Source organism: Micromonospora sp. MGP-C2 (assembly GCF_057766525.1).
In genome coordinates this window covers 832,749-848,169 of sequence record NZ_JBYMEN010000002.1, presented here as the reverse complement: position 1 = coordinate 848,169, position 15,421 = coordinate 832,749, and the positions used below count along the sequence as shown (strand labels likewise).

Below are 15,421 nucleotides of genomic sequence, written 5' to 3'. Positions count from 1 at the left end.
ACAGTGTCGCAAAGGCGGCACACGAGAGGGGGCCTGACCGTTGGTGACGTCGCCCGAGCTGGACCGCAGCGCCATTCTGCGCGAGTCCGCAGCCGCAGGCCGGCACCTCGCCCGGATCTGCTTCAAGACCGGTCCACCGACACACACCGGCGTCGAACTGGAATGGACCGTGCACGACGCCGTCGACCCCGTCCGCCCCGTCGATCCGACAAGACTGCGGGCGGCGCTGGGGCGGCACAGCCCCGTCACACTGGATCCCACCAGCCCTTCCGAGCCTCTGCGGCATGGCGGCATGGTGACCCTGGAGCCGGGTGGCCAGTTGGAGATCTCCACCCCGCCCCGCGCCTCGACAGCCGCATTGATCCGAGCCACCGAGGCCGACATCGCCCAGGTCACCGACCTGCTGGCCACCGCCGGGCTGATTCTCGGCCGCAGCGGCATCGACCCACACCGACGGCCCCGCCCGGTGCTGGAAACTCCCCGCTACCGCGCGATGCGCGGTGCCTTCGACCGGCGCGGTCCGGCCGGCCGCACCATGATGTACAGCACCGCCGGCCTTCAGGTCTGTCTGGACGCCGGTGAGCCGGACCAGGTCGCTGACCGCTGGGCCGCGGCCCACGCCGTCGGGCCGCCGCTGCTCGCGGCGTTCGCATCCGCCGCCCGACACGCCGGGCGACGCACCGGCTGGGCCTCCGCCCGGATGGCCACCTGGCTGGCCATCGACCCGGCCCGCACCCGCCCGGTCTGGACGCCGGGCCACGCCGATGAGGACCCGACCGCCGCCTGGATCCGGTACGTGCTGGCCGCGCCGCTGCTGTGCCGGCGTCGGGACGGCTCGGACTGGACCGCGCCGGCCGGTGTGACCTTTGCCGACTGGCTCGACGGCGCGCTGCCGGAACCACCCACCACCGATGACCTCGACTACCACGTCAGCACCCTCTTTCCGCCGGTGCGGCCGCGCGGTTACCTGGAGTTGCGCTACCTGGACGCCCAACCCGACCGGGACTGGCGGCTCCCGCTGGCGGTGCTGAGCGCCCTCTTCCACGACCCGGGCACGCTGCGCGGGGCGTACGCGATCGCCGCACCGGTGGCGGACCGCTGGTCGGCTGCCGCCCGGCACGGTCTGACCGACCCCGCGCTGGCCGCCACCGCGGCGGCCCTGCTCGACCTGGCCCTGACCACCCTGCCCCGGCTGGACCTGCCGGCCGGCACCCACGACGACATCGAGCGAGGCGTACGAGGGCGGCTGGCCGCCGCCCAGAGGGGAGACGACCGGTGAGCGCGAGGAGTGAGCCGGGGTTGCGAGCCTCGCCGTCGCGAACGGAAGGGGAGGCGGTGAGCGCGAGGAGTGAGCCGGGGTTGCGAGCCCCGCAGTCGCGAACGGAAGGGGACGCGGTGAGCGCGAGGAGTGAGCCGGGGTTGCGAGCCCCGCAGTCGCGAACGGAAGGGGAGGCGGTGAGTGTGCAGGGGGACGCGGTGCCCGCCGGCGCCATGGGGCACGTCGACGGGGAGCGGTTGCGCGACCGGATCGCGGTGGAGTTGGCGCGCGCCCGTGCCCGCACCACGTTGTTGACCGAGGTGGTCGACGACGCCGACCTGATGCGCCAACACTCTCCGCTGATGTCGCCGCTGGTCTGGGACCTCGCCCACGTGGGCAACCAGGAGGAGCTGTGGTTGGTGCGCGATGTCGGGGGGCGCGAGCCGGTGCGGTGCGACATCGACGAGCTGTACGACGCGTTCAAGCAGCCGCGCCGGGACCGGCCGGCGCTGCCCCTGCTGCCGCCGGCCGAGGCGCGTGCCTACCTGGGCACCGTCCGGGACAAGGTGCACGATCTGCTCGACGCGGTGACCTTCACCGAGCGGCCGCTGGTCGCCGACGGGTTCGCGTTCGGCATGATCGTGCAGCACGAGCAGCAGCACGACGAGACCATGCTCGCCACCCATCAACTGCGCTCGGGGCCGGCGGTGTTGCACGCCCCGCCGCCGCCGGAGCCGTCCGTGCGGGTCGGTGGGGAGGTGCTGGTGCCGGCCGGGGAGTTCACCATGGGCACCGACACCGACCCGTGGGCGTTGGACAACGAACGTCCGGCGCACCGGGTCGACCTCCCGGCGTACGTCATCGACGCCGCCCCGGTCACGAACGGGGAGTTCGCGGCCTTCATCGGGGAGGACGGCTACCGCGATCATCGCTGGTGGAGCTCGGCCGGCTGGGCGCATCGGCTCCGGGAGGGGCTGGAGGCGCCGATGCACTGGCGTCGGGACGGCGACGAATGGTCCTACCAGCGTTTCGGCCGGTGGAGCCGGGTGCGCGCCGACGAGCCGGTGGTGCACGTGTGCTTCTACGAGGCGCAGGCGTACGCGGCGTGGGCCGGTAAGCGGTTGCCGACCGAGGCGGAGTGGGAGAAGGCGGCCCGTTGGGACCCGGCGACCGGGCGCTCGCGCCGTTATCCCTGGGGGGACGACGACCCCACCGAGGCGCACGCCAACCTCGACCAACGTCACCTGCGGCCGGCGCCGGTGGGCGCGTACCCGGCCGGTGTGTCGCCGTTGGGGGTGCACCAGCTCATCGGTGACGTCTGGGAGTGGACGTCGAGCACGTTCGACGGGCATCCCGGCTTCACCGCGTTTCCCTACCGCGAATACTCGGAGGTCTTCTTCGGTGGCGACTACCGGGTGCTGCGGGGTGGCTCGTTCGGCACCGACCGTTCCGCCTGCCGGGGCACCTTCCGCAACTGGGACTATCCGATCCGCCGGCAGATCTTCAGCGGTTTCCGCTGCGCCCGCGACGCCCGGCCCGACGAGTCGCACCGGTGATCCACTGCGTTGTCGGCGGCCCGGCGGGCTGGGCGCGCTGATGTGTCGTCACCTGGCCTATCTGGGGCCGCCGGTCACCCTGGCCGAGGTCCTGTTCGACCCCCCGCACTCGTTGGTGCGGCAGTCCTGGGCGCCCCGGGACATGCGCGGCGGCGGCACGATCAACGCTGACGGGTTCGGCGTCGGCTGGTACCCGGGCGAGGGTGAGCCGGTGCGTTACCGGCGGGCGCAGCCGATCTGGAGCGACCCGACCATCGCCCAGCTCGCGTCCGTGACCCGCTCCGGTGCGGTGCTCGCGGCGGTGCGCTCGGCCACCGTCGGGATGGCGGTGCTCGATGGCGCCGCCGCGCCCTTCGCCGAGGGGCGGTGGCTGTTCAGCCACAACGGGGTGGTTCGTGGCTGGCCGGACACCGTGGTGCCACTCGCGGCCGGCCTGCCGGTCCGTGACCTGCTCACCCTGGACGCCGCCACCGACTCGGCGTTGCTCTGGGCGTTGGTGCGGCATCGGCTGCGGGCCGGCGTGGACCCGGCGGACGCGGTCGGGCAGACGGTGGCCGACGTCGCCGCGGCCGCCCCCGGGTCGCGGCTCAACCTGCTGCTCACCGACGGTCACCGGGCGGTGGCCAGCGTGGCCGGGCACGCGCTGTCGGTCCGCGAGGGGCCCGGTTGGGTGCTGCTCGCCTCGGAGCCGCACGACGACGATCCCGGGTGGCGGGCGGTGCCGGAGGGGCATCTGGTCGTCGCCACCGCTGACGAGGTGCGGACACGTCCCCTGCCGACCCGGTGAGTCGCACCGGTCGGGCACGCAACGGTTGATCGAGCAGAGTTGATCGAGCAGAGAGGCGAACCGATGACCGCGGAACCGCTGGAGATCTACCTCGAAGAGCGCGATCTGGAGCGTGGCCTGCGCGACGACGTCCGGGCGGGGCTGAGCGCCGGGCAGAAGTGGCTGCCGCCGAAGTGGTTCTACGACGCCCGGGGCAGTGAGCTGTTCGAGGAGATAACTCGACTTCCCGAGTACTACCCCACCCGGGCCGAGCGGGCGGTGCTGGCCGAGCGGGCCTCCGACATCGCGGCGCTGACCTCGGCCAAGACCTTGATCGAGTTGGGCTCCGGTTCGTCGGAGAAGACCCGGCTGCTGTTGGACGCCCTCACCCGTGAGGGCGGGCTGGGCACGTTCGTCCCGCTCGACGTGTCGGTCAGCGCGCTGCGGGGGTCCACCGCCCAGATCGCCGCTGACTATCCGGGCCTGCGGGTTCGGGGCATCGTGGGGGACTTCACCCGGCAACTGGACCGGCTGCCCACCGGTGGCCGCCGGCTGGTGGTTTTCCTGGGCGGCACCATCGGCAACCTGCTGCCCGCCGAGCGGGCCGGGTTCCTGACGGCGATGCGCGCCGCGTTGGAGGCCGGCGACTGGCTGTTGCTCGGCACCGACCTGGTGAAGGATCCGTCGGTGATCGTGCCCGCCTACGACGACGCGGCCGGGGTCACCGCCGAGTTCAACCGCAACGTGCTGCGGGTGATCAACCGCGAGTTGGGTGCGGACTTCGACCCGGCGGCGTTCGAGCACGTCGCCCTGTGGGATCCGGACCATGAGTGGATCGAGATGCGGTTGCGGGCGACCCGGGCGATGCGGGTGCGGGTGCTGGGCATGACCGTCGACTTCGCGGCGGGGGAGGACCTGCGCACCGAGGTCTCGGCGAAGTTCCACCCGGAGGGGATCGCCGCGGAGTTGGTGACGGCGGGCTTCGACACGACGGAGTTCTGGACCGACCCTGATGGGCTCTTCGGGGTCACGTTGGCGCGAGCCCGGTGAGCCTGTCCACCCGCCGAGAACCGGCCAGCCGATGATCGGATAGGCTGACCGGGCGAAGGGGAGTAGCCCCCAATGTCGTGGTCGACATACTGGTGCGTTCCGCATCCGGCCACGCGGCCTCGGTCTCCGAGGCGGGCGAGACCTTCGACTCAGGCTGTTGCAGCCGGGTCGAGGGCGCCCTGTACCTCCTCCCGGCATGAGCGGGAAGGACGTCATGGAGGGATTTTTCGCCGCGCTGGTCGTCAGCTTCGGCGTCATCTTCGTTGCCGAGCTGGGGGACAAGTCCCAGCTGATGGCGCTGACCTTCGCCACGCGGTTCAAGCCGATCCCGGTGCTGATCGGCATCACCATCGCCACGGCGGTGGTGCACCTGGCGTCGGTCGCCATCGGCGCGGGTCTCGGGGCGGTGTTGCCGACCGAGTGGATCTCCCTGGTGGCCGGTGTGGCGTTCCTCGGTTTCGGCGCGTGGACCCTGCGCGGGGACAAGCTCACCGAGGACGAGAAGCGAAAGGCTGAGAAGACCAACAAGACCGCGCTGGTGGCGGTGTCGGTGGCGTTCTTCCTGGCCGAGCTGGGTGACAAGACGATGCTCGCCACGATCACGCTCGCCACCAAGTACGGCTGGTTCGGCACCTGGCTCGGCTCCACGCTGGGCATGGTGGCGGCGGACGCGTTGGCCATCCTGGTCGGCCGGATGCTCGGTCGTCGGCTGCCGGAGAAGGCCATCAAGTACGGTGCCGCGATCCTGTTCGCCATCTCCGGTCTCTGGTTGATCCTGGAGGCGGTGAACGAGCTGACCTGAGTGTCGACTAGCTGCCCCGAGTGCGGGTAACGGCCCGAGGTGGAGCCGGCCGAGCTGTTGCGTCAGGGCGACCAGGTGCTGGTGGCCGTGGTGGAGGTGGCCGGCGCACTGGTGATCTTCGTTGGCGCGGTCTGGGCGGCGGTGCGGTTCGTGGTCGAAGGGCTACGACACCGCTCCGCCGCCCTCTTCACGCCGATCCGGCTCTCCCTCGGCCGCTTTCTGACCCTCGGTCTGGAGTTCCAGTTGGCGGCCGACGTGCTGCGGACCGCCGTGTCGCCGTCGTTCGAGCAGATCGGCCAGTTGGCGGCCATCGCCACGATCCGAACGGCGTTGAACTACTTCCTGGGCCGCGAGATCCGTCAGGAGCAGCGCCAGGTGGCCGAGGCAGAGCAGTCCCGGTGATGGACGTCCTGCTCACGGTGGTCACCGCTCTGGCCCTGGTCGTCGGGGTGGTCACCGTGCTCAGCACCGGGGCGCTGCGAACCGGCGTACGGCTGCTGTTGGACCTGCTGACCGCGGCCGGCCTGCTGCGGCTGGCCGGCGACCCTGGCTGGAACGGCCTGGCCGGCGCGGTCGCGATCATCGCCCTGCGGCAACTGCTCGGTGCGGCGATGAGCGCTCCGCCGCCGTGGTCCGGGCGACAATCCCCGGCACCCTGCGCCGGGGACGATCACCACCTACCGTTGGCATTGAGACGTGGAACCGGGAAAACGGGAGGATAACCACATGAGCCGGCACGACGAACCGAACGAGTACGGCTTCTCCGGCGGTGCCACCGCTCCCGAGCCGCCGCCCGGCGGCAAGGCTGACGAGCAGGATCGCGTCGAGGCGGTGGCGGTGCCGGGCGACGACCTCACCGCCCCGGCGGCCGAGGCGGTGGTCGAGGAGACCGAGGAGCCGCCGCCCGCCCATCGTCGCCGCTGACCGGAGGTCCGTCGTACGGCACGGAGGCGGCACGCCGCGCGGGTCGGCCGTTCGCCGGCCCGCGCGGCCATCCGTTCAAGCGCCTGCGGGTCGCTGGTAGACGTCGGGCACACCGTCGCCGTCGGCGTCGAGCCGCTCCCGCTCCGCCACCCGGCGGTACGTCGCGTTGCGGCGGACGAGCACCGTGGCGGCCAGGCCGGCGGAGATCACCGACCCGAGCAGCACGGCCACCTTGACCCGACCGTCGGTCGTGCTGCCGGCGCCGAAGGCCAGATCGCCGATGAGCAGCGACACAGTGAACCCGACGCCGGCCAGCAGGGCGATCCCGAGCAGGTCCGACCAGCTGATGTCCTCGTCCAGTTCGGCGCGGGTGAATCGGGCCAGCAGGTACGTCGATCCGAAGATGCCGATGCTCTTGCCGAAGACCAGGGCGGCGACGACGGCGATCACGATCGGGTCGGTCAGCAGGGCGCCGAGGTCGCTGCCGCGCAGCGTGACCCCGGCGGCGAACAGCGCGAAGGCCGGCACCGCGAAGCCGGCCGACACCGGGCGCCACCGGTGCTCCAGGCGTTCGGCGAGCCCGCCCTCGTCCGATGCGGCGGCCGGCTGGCCACCAGCGACCGTTGGGCGGCGGGCCAGCACCGGGACCGTGAAACCGAGCAGGACACCGGCCACCGTGGCGTGCACACCCGAGGCGTGCACCAGCGCCCAGGCGGCGACCGCGAGTGGGATCAGCGCCCACCACCAGGTGCGCCCGCGTTGCACCAGCAGGGCGAAGAGCCCGATCGGCAGCAGCGCCGCGAGCAGCGGAAGAGGTTGGAAGTCGGCGGTGTAGAAGACCGCGATGATGGTGATCGCGAAGAGGTCGTCGACCACGGCGAGGGTGAGCAGGAAGGCGCGCAGACCCTGGGGCAGGTGTGAGCTGACCACCGCGAGCACGGCCAGCGCGAAGGCGATGTCGGTCGCGGTCGGGATGGCCCATCCGCGCAACCCGTCGCCGCCGGCGCTCAGGACGACCCCCACGTAGATCAGCGCCGGCAGCAGCATTCCCCCGAGGGCGGCCACCACGGGCAGCGCCGCCCGGCGTGGGTCGCGCAGTTCCCCGGCGACGAACTCCCGTTTGAGTTCCAGACCCACGACGAAGAAGAAGACGGCCAGCAGGCCGTCCGCCGCCCAGGTGGCCAGGGTCAGGTCGAGGTGCGCCGATGCGCCGCCGGGCCAGGGCACCCAGGCACCGAGCCGGGTGTACGAGTCGGACCAGGGCGAGTTTGCCCAGGTCAGCGCGACCACGGCACCGAGCAGCAGCAGCGCTCCGCCGACGGTCTCGGTGCGCAGCACGTCGGCCAGGTGTCGGGCCTGCGGCCAGGATGAGCGCGAGAACAGCCGGACCCTCGGCGGGCGCTGCTCGGACGGCGGGGTGCGGGAGGTCATGTGCGGGGTCACCTCGGGAGTCAGGACAGCAGGAATCCACTTGCCGACCAGACTTCCCGGCACACCTTCACCGACCCTATCCGGCTTCGCGCCCGGCGGCGCGCGCTGGGCCGATCGGACGCCACCTGATCGGCTTTCGACCTTTTCCGCGTTGTCGCCGCTGCCGAATGGGTGTTTGTCGGGTTGGTCATCCGGATGCACATCGCACTGCAGAAAATACATAACTCCGGACATAAGGCGCATCAACCGCTTTAATGGTTTCACGAGTTTAGAGACGACCTTGGGGGTTTTCGTGAAGTTTATTGGCGTAACCGGACCGGCACGGAGGCGCTCCTGATGGACCTGCTCCGCCATTTGCGTCACGTGCGTCGGCACTGGTGGGTACCGCTGGTCACGATCATGGTGGCTCTGGGCGTCTCGGCGTTCCTGACCGTGCGTGCCCAACCCCGGTACGTCGCCTCGGTGACCTTCTTCGTCACCACCCCCAACTCGGGCATCAGCGAGGCCTACCAGGGCGGGCTCTTCCTCCAGCAGCGTGTCAAGTCGTACGCCGACCTGCTCGGCAGCGATCGACTGGCGCAGAGCGTGGTGGCCGAAACGCCGGTGGGTCTCACCGCGGACGAGGTGCAGCGCCGGGTGAGCACCTCCACCGAGACCGGCACCGTTCTGCTGCGGGCGTCGGTCACCGACACCGACCAGACCCGCGCGCTGCGGGTGACGGAGTCCCTCGCCGCGAAGTTCGTCGAACTCGTGCAGAAGATCGAGACGACGCCCGAAGGTAAGGCGCCGATCAAAATCGAAGTGGTCAGCGGCCCTCGGGTGAGCGCCAACCCTGTCTCGCCGCAGCCGGTCCGCAATCTCACCCTCGGCGGCCTGATCGGGCTGCTCCTCGGCGTCGGCCTGGCGATCCTGCGCGGCATCGCCGACGTACGGCTGCGCGACTCCGCGGGCCTGCAACGCGCCACCGGCAGCCCACTGCTCGGCGAGATCCCGTTCGAGGCCAGCGCCCGCACCGCGCCGCTGATCGTGGGCGAGGCCGCGACCTCGGCGCGTGCCGAGGCGGTTCGCAAACTGCGGACCAACCTGCGCTTCGTCGATGTCCACGAGCCGGCCCGGGTCATCGCCGTGACCAGCGCCCTGCAGGGCGAGGGCAAGACCACCCTCTCCTGCAACCTGGCCATCGCGCTCGCCGAGGCCGGCTGGCGGGTGCTGCTGGTCGACGCGGACCTGCGCCGCCCGAAGGTCGACGACTACCTGGGCCTGGACGCCGGTGTCGGTCTCACCGACGTGCTGGTCGGCGACGTGCAGGTCGGTGATGTCGTGCAGCGCTGGGGGGACAAGTCGCTCCTGGTGCTGCCCAGCGGGTCGGCCCCGCCGAACCCGAGCGAGCTGCTCGGCTCCAAGGCGATGTCGGATTTGTTGCTGGCGCTGCGCGAGTCGGCGGACATCGTGATCATCGACACCGCGCCGCTGCTCGCGGTGACCGACGGCGTGGTCGTCGCCGTGCAGGCCGACGGTGCCCTGCTGGTGACCCAGCAGGGCCGTACCTCCCGGACCCAGGTGGCCGCCGCGGCCCGCTCGCTGCACTCGGTCTCGGTCCGGCTGCTCGGCTGCGTGCTGAACATGGCGAAGGTGGCCAAGGCCGAGGCGTACCAGTACGAGGCCTACCGGGTGGTCACCTCGACGCCCAAGGCGTCGGTGCCGGCCGACCGGGCCGCGTCCGGCAGACACGTCGCGACCACCGACGGGGTCAACGGCGTCGCCGACCACACCCAGGAACTCAGCCGGTTGCCCCGATGAGCGCGGCGAGGGGTCGCAGCGACCGTTCGATCTCCTCGGCACAGCGTCGGAAGTCGGCGGCGGTGCCGCCGATCGGGTCCCGAAGGTCGTCCGCCTCGGGGGCGGCAGGTTGCAGCCGTCCCCGGGCCTGGGCGGCGGCGGCGATCGCCGCGCCCAACGGGTCGTCGCTCGATCCGTCGAGCGGCTCGGCCGCAGCGGCCAGCCGGCCGAACTGGCGCACGGTGAACGTCCGGTGCAGCGCCGCCGGTGTCAGCGCGGTGCAGACCGAGCGCTGGCGTCGGGTCGCGGTCAGCACCAGCGTCGCGTCGGCCAGGTACTCGGGGCGCAACCCCCGGGTCCGGAACTCCGCCGGGTCGGCGCCGTTGTCGGCCGCGATCTCCATCGCGTACGGGTGCATCGCCAGCCCGTCGATCGCGTCGGTGCCGGCGCTGGCCACGGTGACGGGCCGGTCGGCCAACAGTCGGCGGGCCAGGAACTCGGCCATCGGCGACCGGCACAGGTTGGCGTGGCAGACGAACAACACGCGATCAGCCATCGGTGCCCCTCTCATCGGTGCGGACGCGGGTGTCCGCACCGCGAGGGCGGTGCGTCGACGCCGGAGGCCGCGCGGGGAGGGGTTGTCGGCATCGTACGCGGGCCGGGCGCCTGCCGGTCGTGGTGCCGCGCCGGTCGAGGTCGATCCACGCCGGACGGGGGCGCTGCGGTGAGGATCGGAATCCTGTCGTACCACTTTCCGCCCGAGCCGGCGTTCATCCCGGGCAGCCTCGCCGAGGAACTGGCCGCGCGGGGGCACGAGGTCCGGGTGCTCACCGGCTTTCCGGACTATCCCGGTGGGCACGTCTATCCCGGCTGGCGGCAGCGGTGGCACCACGAGACGCACAGCGAACGGCTGACCGTCCGACGGGTGCCGCGCTACCCCGGGCGTGCCGCGTCCACCGGTACCCGGATGGCCAGCTACCTCTCTTTCGCCGGCAGCGCGACGCTGGCCGCGCGCCGGTACTTCCGCGACGTGGACGCGCTCTACGTCTTTCAACTGCCGGCGACGACGTTCGCCACCGCCGGGGTGCTCCGGCTGCTCGGCCGGGTGCCGGCGGTGCTGCACGTGCAGGATGTCTGGGCCTCGGACGGCGTCGACGAGACGGGCGAGGGTCGCTGGGCGGTGCGGATGGGCAGCGCGATGACCCGGATCTACCGGGCCGCGGCGCGGATCGCGGTAGCCGCACCGTCGATGCGGGACCTGGTCGTCGCCGCGGGCGCCGACCCGACCCGGGTCCGACTGGTGCTGAACTGGACCGACGAGCGGATCTTCCATCCGGTGACGCCCGGCGCGGCTGCCCGTCAGCTGGTTCGCCGGGACGGCCGGTGCGTGGTGATGCACGCCGGGACCATCGGTGCCCGGCAAGGACTGGAGACCGCTGTCCGGGCGGCGGCGGCACTGGACCGGACGATGGATCTGGTCCTGGTCGGTTCGGGTGCTGAAGAGCGGCGGGTGCGGGGGCTCGCCGCCGAGCTGGGCGCGGACAACGTGCGCTTCATGGAACGACGGTCGCCCGTCGACATGCCCGAGCTGTATGCCGCCGCCGACTATCAGCTCGTCATGCTGCGTGACCTTCCGGAGCTGCGCGGCACGGTGCCGGGCAAGCTCCAGGCCGCGCTCTCGTGTGCCGCACCGGTGGTGGCGTCGGCCGGCGGGGACACGGCCGAACTTGTCGAACGAGCCAGAGCGGGGCTCTCCTGCCCCCCGGAGGACTGGACGGCTCTGGCCGACCGGTTCTGGTTGGCCGCCACCATTCCTCCGGCGACCCGGGCCGAGATGGGTCGGCGGGGCCGGGCGGCGTACCTGCGGGAGATGTCGCTGCCCGCCGGTGTGGACCGGATCGAGCGACTGCTGCACGAGGCGGCAGGACGAGTCGCGGAGCCGGCCGGCAACTCGCGAGGAAACCTCGCCTAAAGGACAACAATTGCAATAACGGTACGAAGTTCCCCGGCGCGTGCTAAGAACGTCAGGGAATCGACCATCTGTCCGATTCCGCGAACGGGAGTGTGGTGTGACGGAAAGCGAACGGCCGACCCGGCGACGGAGCCGGTCCCGGCGTCGTCGGCGTGCCCGACTGCGGCGTGTGCTCCTCAGTGCCCTGGTGGTCGGCTCGCTGCTGCTGGCGACCGGCGGGTGGGTCGGCTTCCGCGGCTGGCAGGCGCGCGCCCACCTGCTCAACGCCGCCGGTCTGGCTCGGGAGTTGAGCGCCCAGGTCGTCGGTGGGGACACCGACCGGGCGCTGCGGACGCTCGCCGCTCTGCAGTCGCAGTCGGGCGCGGCCCGGAAGGCGACGGGCGACCCGAGCTGGCAACTCGGTCGGCGTACCCCGATCGCCGGCGACGACCTCGATGCCGTCCGGCAGATCGCCATCGCCATCGACGAGCTGGCCCGGCAGGCGTTCCCGACCCTGCTCCGGACGGATCTGACCAGCCTGGTGCCGGCCGGTGGTCGACTGGACCTGGCCCGGCTCGGCGACGTCTCCGCCGAACTGACCCGCGCGGACGAGTCGGTGCAGCGGACGCGTCGAGACCTGGCCGCGGTGCCGGCCGAGAGTCTGGTCAGTCAGGTCCGGCAGGCGCTGATCGACCTGCGCGGCGAGATCGACCGCCTGGCCAGCCTCACCTCGGCCGCCGACCAGGGAGCCCGTCTGCTGCCGCCACTGCTCGGCGCGAGCGGCCCGCGACGCTACCTGCTGGTCTCGCAGAACCTCGCCGAGTTGCGCGCCACCGGCGGCATGTTCGGCGCGTACGCGATCATGGAGGCGGAGAACGGCAAGGTGAAGATGGGCAAGCAGGGCAGCAGTGCCTCGCTCGGCCAGTTCACCCCGGCGTTGAAGCTGCCCGCCGAGACGCGAGCGCTCTGGACCGACCTGCCCGGCATCTACCCGGCCGACGTCAATCTTTCCCCGCACTTCCCGACCGCCGCCGCGCTGTACCGCGAGATGTTCCGCCGTAAGACGGGCACCACAGTCGACGGTGTGCTCGCCGTGGACCCGGTGGTGCTGTCCTATCTGCTCAAGGCGACCGGCCCGGTTCTGGTGCCCGGCGGGGTCCCGCTCGCCAGCGAGAAGGTCGTGCAGACCCTGCTCAACGACAGCTACCAACGGCTGAACGTGAAGCAGCAGGACGAGTTCTTCGCGTCGTCGGCAGCCTCGGTGTTTGATGCCTTCTTCAAGAAGAATGTCAACCCACGGGTGTTGTTGTCCGCATTTGACCGTGCTATCACCGAACGGCGGATATTGTTCTGGAGTGCCCGACCTGAGGAACAGCGGACGTTCGGCGACAGCCGGATGGCCGGGACGCTTCCGGAACAGGACACCGTGCCGACCGTCGGCGTGTTCCTCAACGACGGCAGCGGCGCGAAGCTCGGCTACTACCTGCGGCCGACGGCGAACCTCACGGTGGGCGAATGCCGACCCGACGGACGCCGTGAGCTCCGGTTGCGGGTGACCCTGCGCTCGACGGCGCCGAAGTCCGGACTTAGCGAGTCGGTCCTCGGCCTCGGCCTGGCCGGCGATCCGTACACCGCCCGCACGTTGGTGTCGATCTTCAGCCCGGCCGGCGGGGCGGTGCTCGACGCCCGGCTCGACGGGGCCGAGACGGCGCTTGGTAGCGGCACCGAACGCCACCGCCAGGTGGCGACGGCCAGCGTCGACGTCGGCCCCGGTGCCGAGAGGGCGCTGGAGGTCACCGTGCTGACGGCCAAGACCGGCGTCGGCCAGGCCGAGTTGCGACTGACCCCCACCGCCAGCCCCTGGACCACCCAAGTTCATTCCGCACCAAGCTGTGACCAGTAGGAGGGAACCAATCATGCGGCTATCCCGCATCATCATGGCGCTCACGGTCGGCCTGGCCGTGGTGGCCGTGCCGACGGCAGCGGTGGCGGCACAGCCGCAGCCGACGCCCAGCGCGACCGCGACCACTGACCCGCCGCAGCCGCCGCCGTACCCACCGGCCGCCGCGTCGCTCACCGTCAACCGGCCGACGATCTACCTCGGCGAGACGGTCATCCTGACCGGCACCGGCTTCGGTCCGAACGAGACCGTCGACATCGTGGTGACGGTGACCCCGTTCGCGGCTCCGGCCGGCGGTCAGGCTCCGGCTCGCCGCAGCGACGGCAGCACCGTCGCCATGGCCCCGGTGGCCCACCAGGCGAGCGCGCCGCTGACCTTCACGGCGCGAACCGACGCCCAGGGTCGCTTCACCCGGAGCTACAAGCCGTCGGTGACGGGTCTGCTGACCTTCACCGCGACCGGTCGCGAGTCCGGCCGTACGGCCAGCACGCAGCTGCGGGTGCTGCACAAGAAGCAGCCGCTGCCCGTCACCGGTGACAGCATGGGTACGCCCATGAAGCTCGGCGGTGGCCTGGTCGGCGCCGGAGCGGTCATGCTGCTGCTGACCCTGGCCTGGCGTCGCCGCCAGCGCCTCGGCGGTGCTGCGCACTAACCCGCACCACCGGGCAACGCCCGGTTCGCACTGAAGCTGGCGCCCGTCGGACCACTCCGACGGGCGCCAGCTCTTCGTCAGCCCGCCCTGGGTCATTTGTCCGGCTTGGCAGGCTCGGCGCAGTCGAGGCCTCTTTGATCGACTCGGTTTCCTTGAAGTCGGGGTGTCAACCCGTCCCGGTTACCGCGTTATCCGTGAACCCGAGTGGATCACGCCAGGCTCGGGTGAGTTTGTCGCGGGTGCCGGGGTGCCGGGGTGCCGGGGTGCCGGCGACAGGCTGACGCGAAGTTTGTCCGATTCGGGGGTGTCTGGGCTGTGACCGGTCGCACCGGTGGGTCGGAATGATGGCCGGGGCGGGGTCGTTGCACACTCTGACGATCGCAGGACCACCGGTTAACCGCCCCGCCTACGGGTTGGTAGCGGGGTTGGAATGCCGACCCGGGCCGCATCGTTGAAGCCTCCCCAGCACCCCGCTCCATCGGGTGCCACGGGATGGCCCGGCTCCCGGAATGACCCCGGGCCCCCGGTCGTTACACATGAACCCGGCGCCCGAGCCTCCGCTCGCAGGTCGCCGATCCGGCCCCCGCAAGCCCCCGGCTTGACGGTGCCGATCTCCCTAAGACTTTTCCCCTTTGATTTTGATGCAGCGCCGGACGAGGTGCTCACACCCTTGTGTCGCCGACCCCCCTTGGCGGTGCGGGTGTTTCCTACCCCCGAAGGAGCTACCCCCATGAACACGATCTTCCGTAAGAGCATGTTGTCGGTTGCTGGTCTCGCGTTCGCTGGTGGTGTCTTCGCCGGCCCGATCGCCGCCCACGCTGCCAGCCCGGCCGTGGAGGGCAAGCCGGTCGCGGTGGCGGTGCAGTCGGCCGCCCCGAAGCCGCAGGGCGAGCAGTCCCACATCACGTTGAATGATGAGCAGACCGCGAACGTCAAGGCGATCATCGCCGCGACGAAGAAGGCCGGCCTGCCCGAGCGCGCCGCGGTCATCTCCATCGCGACGAGCCTGCAGGAGTCGAAGCTGGAGAACCTGGGCCACCTCGGCGACGCCAATGACCACGACTCGCTGGGCCTGTTCCAGCAGCGCCCGAGCTCGGGTTGGGGCACGCCGGAGCAGATCACCGACCCGGCCTACTCGACGACTGCGTTCCTCAAGGGCCTCAAGCAGGTTGACGGGTGGCAGGACATGGCGCTGACCGACGCCGCGCAGACGGTTCAGGTGTCGGCCTACCCGGATGCCTACGCCCAGTGGGAGCAGCAGGCCACCGACCTCGTCGCCCAGCACTGGAACAACTGACCCACCAACACACACGGAACAACCCGACCGCTGGCCGGCACCCCACCCGGGGTGC

The 15,421-nt window shown here is 71.4% G+C and carries 15 protein-coding genes; 13 read left to right on the top strand and 2 right to left on the bottom strand.

Annotated features, from left to right (window positions below):
- The first annotated feature begins 40 nt into the window (after positions 1-40).
- From egtA to AC3CF1_RS03565, 8 genes are all read left to right on the top strand, one after another.
- Complete coding sequence (gene egtA, locus AC3CF1_RS03600) at positions 41-1,279, top strand: ergothioneine biosynthesis glutamate--cysteine ligase EgtA (RefSeq protein ID WP_488449520.1); 1,239 nt, start codon at positions 41-43, stop codon at positions 1,277-1,279.
- A gap of 212 nt (positions 1,280-1,491) precedes the next feature.
- Complete coding sequence (gene egtB / locus AC3CF1_RS03595; protein ID WP_488452035.1) at positions 1,492-2,814, top strand: ergothioneine biosynthesis protein EgtB; 1,323 nt, start codon at positions 1,492-1,494, stop codon at positions 2,812-2,814.
- 40 nt (positions 2,815-2,854) lie between these two features.
- A complete protein-coding gene (gene egtC, locus AC3CF1_RS03590; RefSeq protein WP_354981982.1) occupies positions 2,855-3,601 on the top strand; it encodes an ergothioneine biosynthesis protein EgtC in 747 nt (248 codons plus the stop codon).
- A gap of 63 nt (positions 3,602-3,664) precedes the next feature.
- A complete protein-coding gene (gene egtD / locus AC3CF1_RS03585) occupies positions 3,665-4,630 on the top strand; it encodes an L-histidine N(alpha)-methyltransferase (protein WP_488449519.1) in 966 nt (321 codons plus the stop codon).
- Between the two features lie 214 nt (positions 4,631-4,844).
- On the top strand, positions 4,845-5,432 hold the full coding sequence (locus tag AC3CF1_RS03580) for a TMEM165/GDT1 family protein (RefSeq protein ID WP_088951766.1): 588 nt from the start codon (positions 4,845-4,847) through the stop codon (positions 5,430-5,432).
- Between the two features lie 39 nt (positions 5,433-5,471).
- Positions 5,472-5,834 carry a DUF1622 domain-containing protein gene (locus AC3CF1_RS03575; RefSeq protein WP_088948278.1) on the top strand — a complete coding sequence of 121 codons (363 nt, stop codon included), beginning with the start codon at positions 5,472-5,474 and terminating at the stop codon, positions 5,832-5,834.
- Positions 5,834-6,154, top strand: coding sequence for a hypothetical protein (locus tag AC3CF1_RS03570; RefSeq protein ID WP_088948277.1), 321 nt, complete (start codon positions 5,834-5,836; stop codon positions 6,152-6,154). The genes AC3CF1_RS03575 and AC3CF1_RS03570 overlap by 1 nt, the downstream gene beginning before the upstream one ends.
- A gap of 4 nt (positions 6,155-6,158) precedes the next feature.
- Entirely contained in the window at positions 6,159-6,356 is a 198-nt protein-coding gene (locus AC3CF1_RS03565; RefSeq protein ID WP_354981980.1) for a hypothetical protein, read from the top strand.
- A gap of 75 nt (positions 6,357-6,431) precedes the next feature.
- On the opposite strand, the gene nhaA is transcribed toward AC3CF1_RS03565, so the two are convergent.
- On the bottom strand, positions 6,432-7,787 hold the full coding sequence (gene nhaA, locus AC3CF1_RS03560; RefSeq protein ID WP_488449518.1) for a Na+/H+ antiporter NhaA: 1,356 nt from the start codon (positions 7,785-7,787) through the stop codon (positions 6,432-6,434).
- Between the two features lie 336 nt (positions 7,788-8,123).
- Between nhaA and AC3CF1_RS03555 the strand changes: the two genes are divergently transcribed.
- Positions 8,124-9,587 carry a tyrosine-protein kinase domain-containing protein gene (locus AC3CF1_RS03555; protein ID WP_141909486.1) on the top strand — a complete coding sequence of 488 codons (1,464 nt, stop codon included), beginning with the start codon at positions 8,124-8,126 and terminating at the stop codon, positions 9,585-9,587.
- Here the strand turns inward: AC3CF1_RS03555 and AC3CF1_RS03550 are convergent.
- Positions 9,568-10,122 (bottom strand): arsenate reductase/protein-tyrosine-phosphatase family protein, encoded by a 555-nt coding sequence (locus AC3CF1_RS03550; protein ID WP_488449517.1) that lies wholly within the window; start codon positions 10,120-10,122, stop codon positions 9,568-9,570. The two genes, AC3CF1_RS03555 and AC3CF1_RS03550, sit on opposite strands and share 20 nt — an antisense overlap.
- Before the next feature lie 168 nt (positions 10,123-10,290).
- Here AC3CF1_RS03550 and AC3CF1_RS03545 point away from each other — a divergent pair, with 168 nt between their 5' ends.
- The 4 genes from AC3CF1_RS03545 (at position 10,291) to AC3CF1_RS03530 (ending at position 15,366) form a co-directional block, all read left to right on the top strand.
- Positions 10,291-11,538 (top strand): glycosyltransferase family 4 protein, encoded by a 1,248-nt coding sequence (locus AC3CF1_RS03545; RefSeq protein ID WP_488449516.1) that lies wholly within the window; start codon positions 10,291-10,293, stop codon positions 11,536-11,538.
- A gap of 169 nt (positions 11,539-11,707) precedes the next feature.
- On the top strand, positions 11,708-13,420 hold the full coding sequence (locus AC3CF1_RS03540; RefSeq protein WP_488449515.1) for a DUF4012 domain-containing protein: 1,713 nt from the start codon (positions 11,708-11,710) through the stop codon (positions 13,418-13,420).
- Between the two features lie 13 nt (positions 13,421-13,433).
- On the top strand, positions 13,434-14,069 hold the full coding sequence (locus AC3CF1_RS03535) for a hypothetical protein (RefSeq protein ID WP_099853742.1): 636 nt from the start codon (positions 13,434-13,436) through the stop codon (positions 14,067-14,069).
- A gap of 730 nt (positions 14,070-14,799) precedes the next feature.
- Positions 14,800-15,366: a hypothetical protein gene (locus AC3CF1_RS03530; RefSeq protein ID WP_488449514.1), complete on the top strand. Its 567-nt coding sequence runs from the start codon at positions 14,800-14,802 to the stop codon at positions 15,364-15,366.
- Positions 15,367-15,421: the final 55 nt, after the last annotated feature.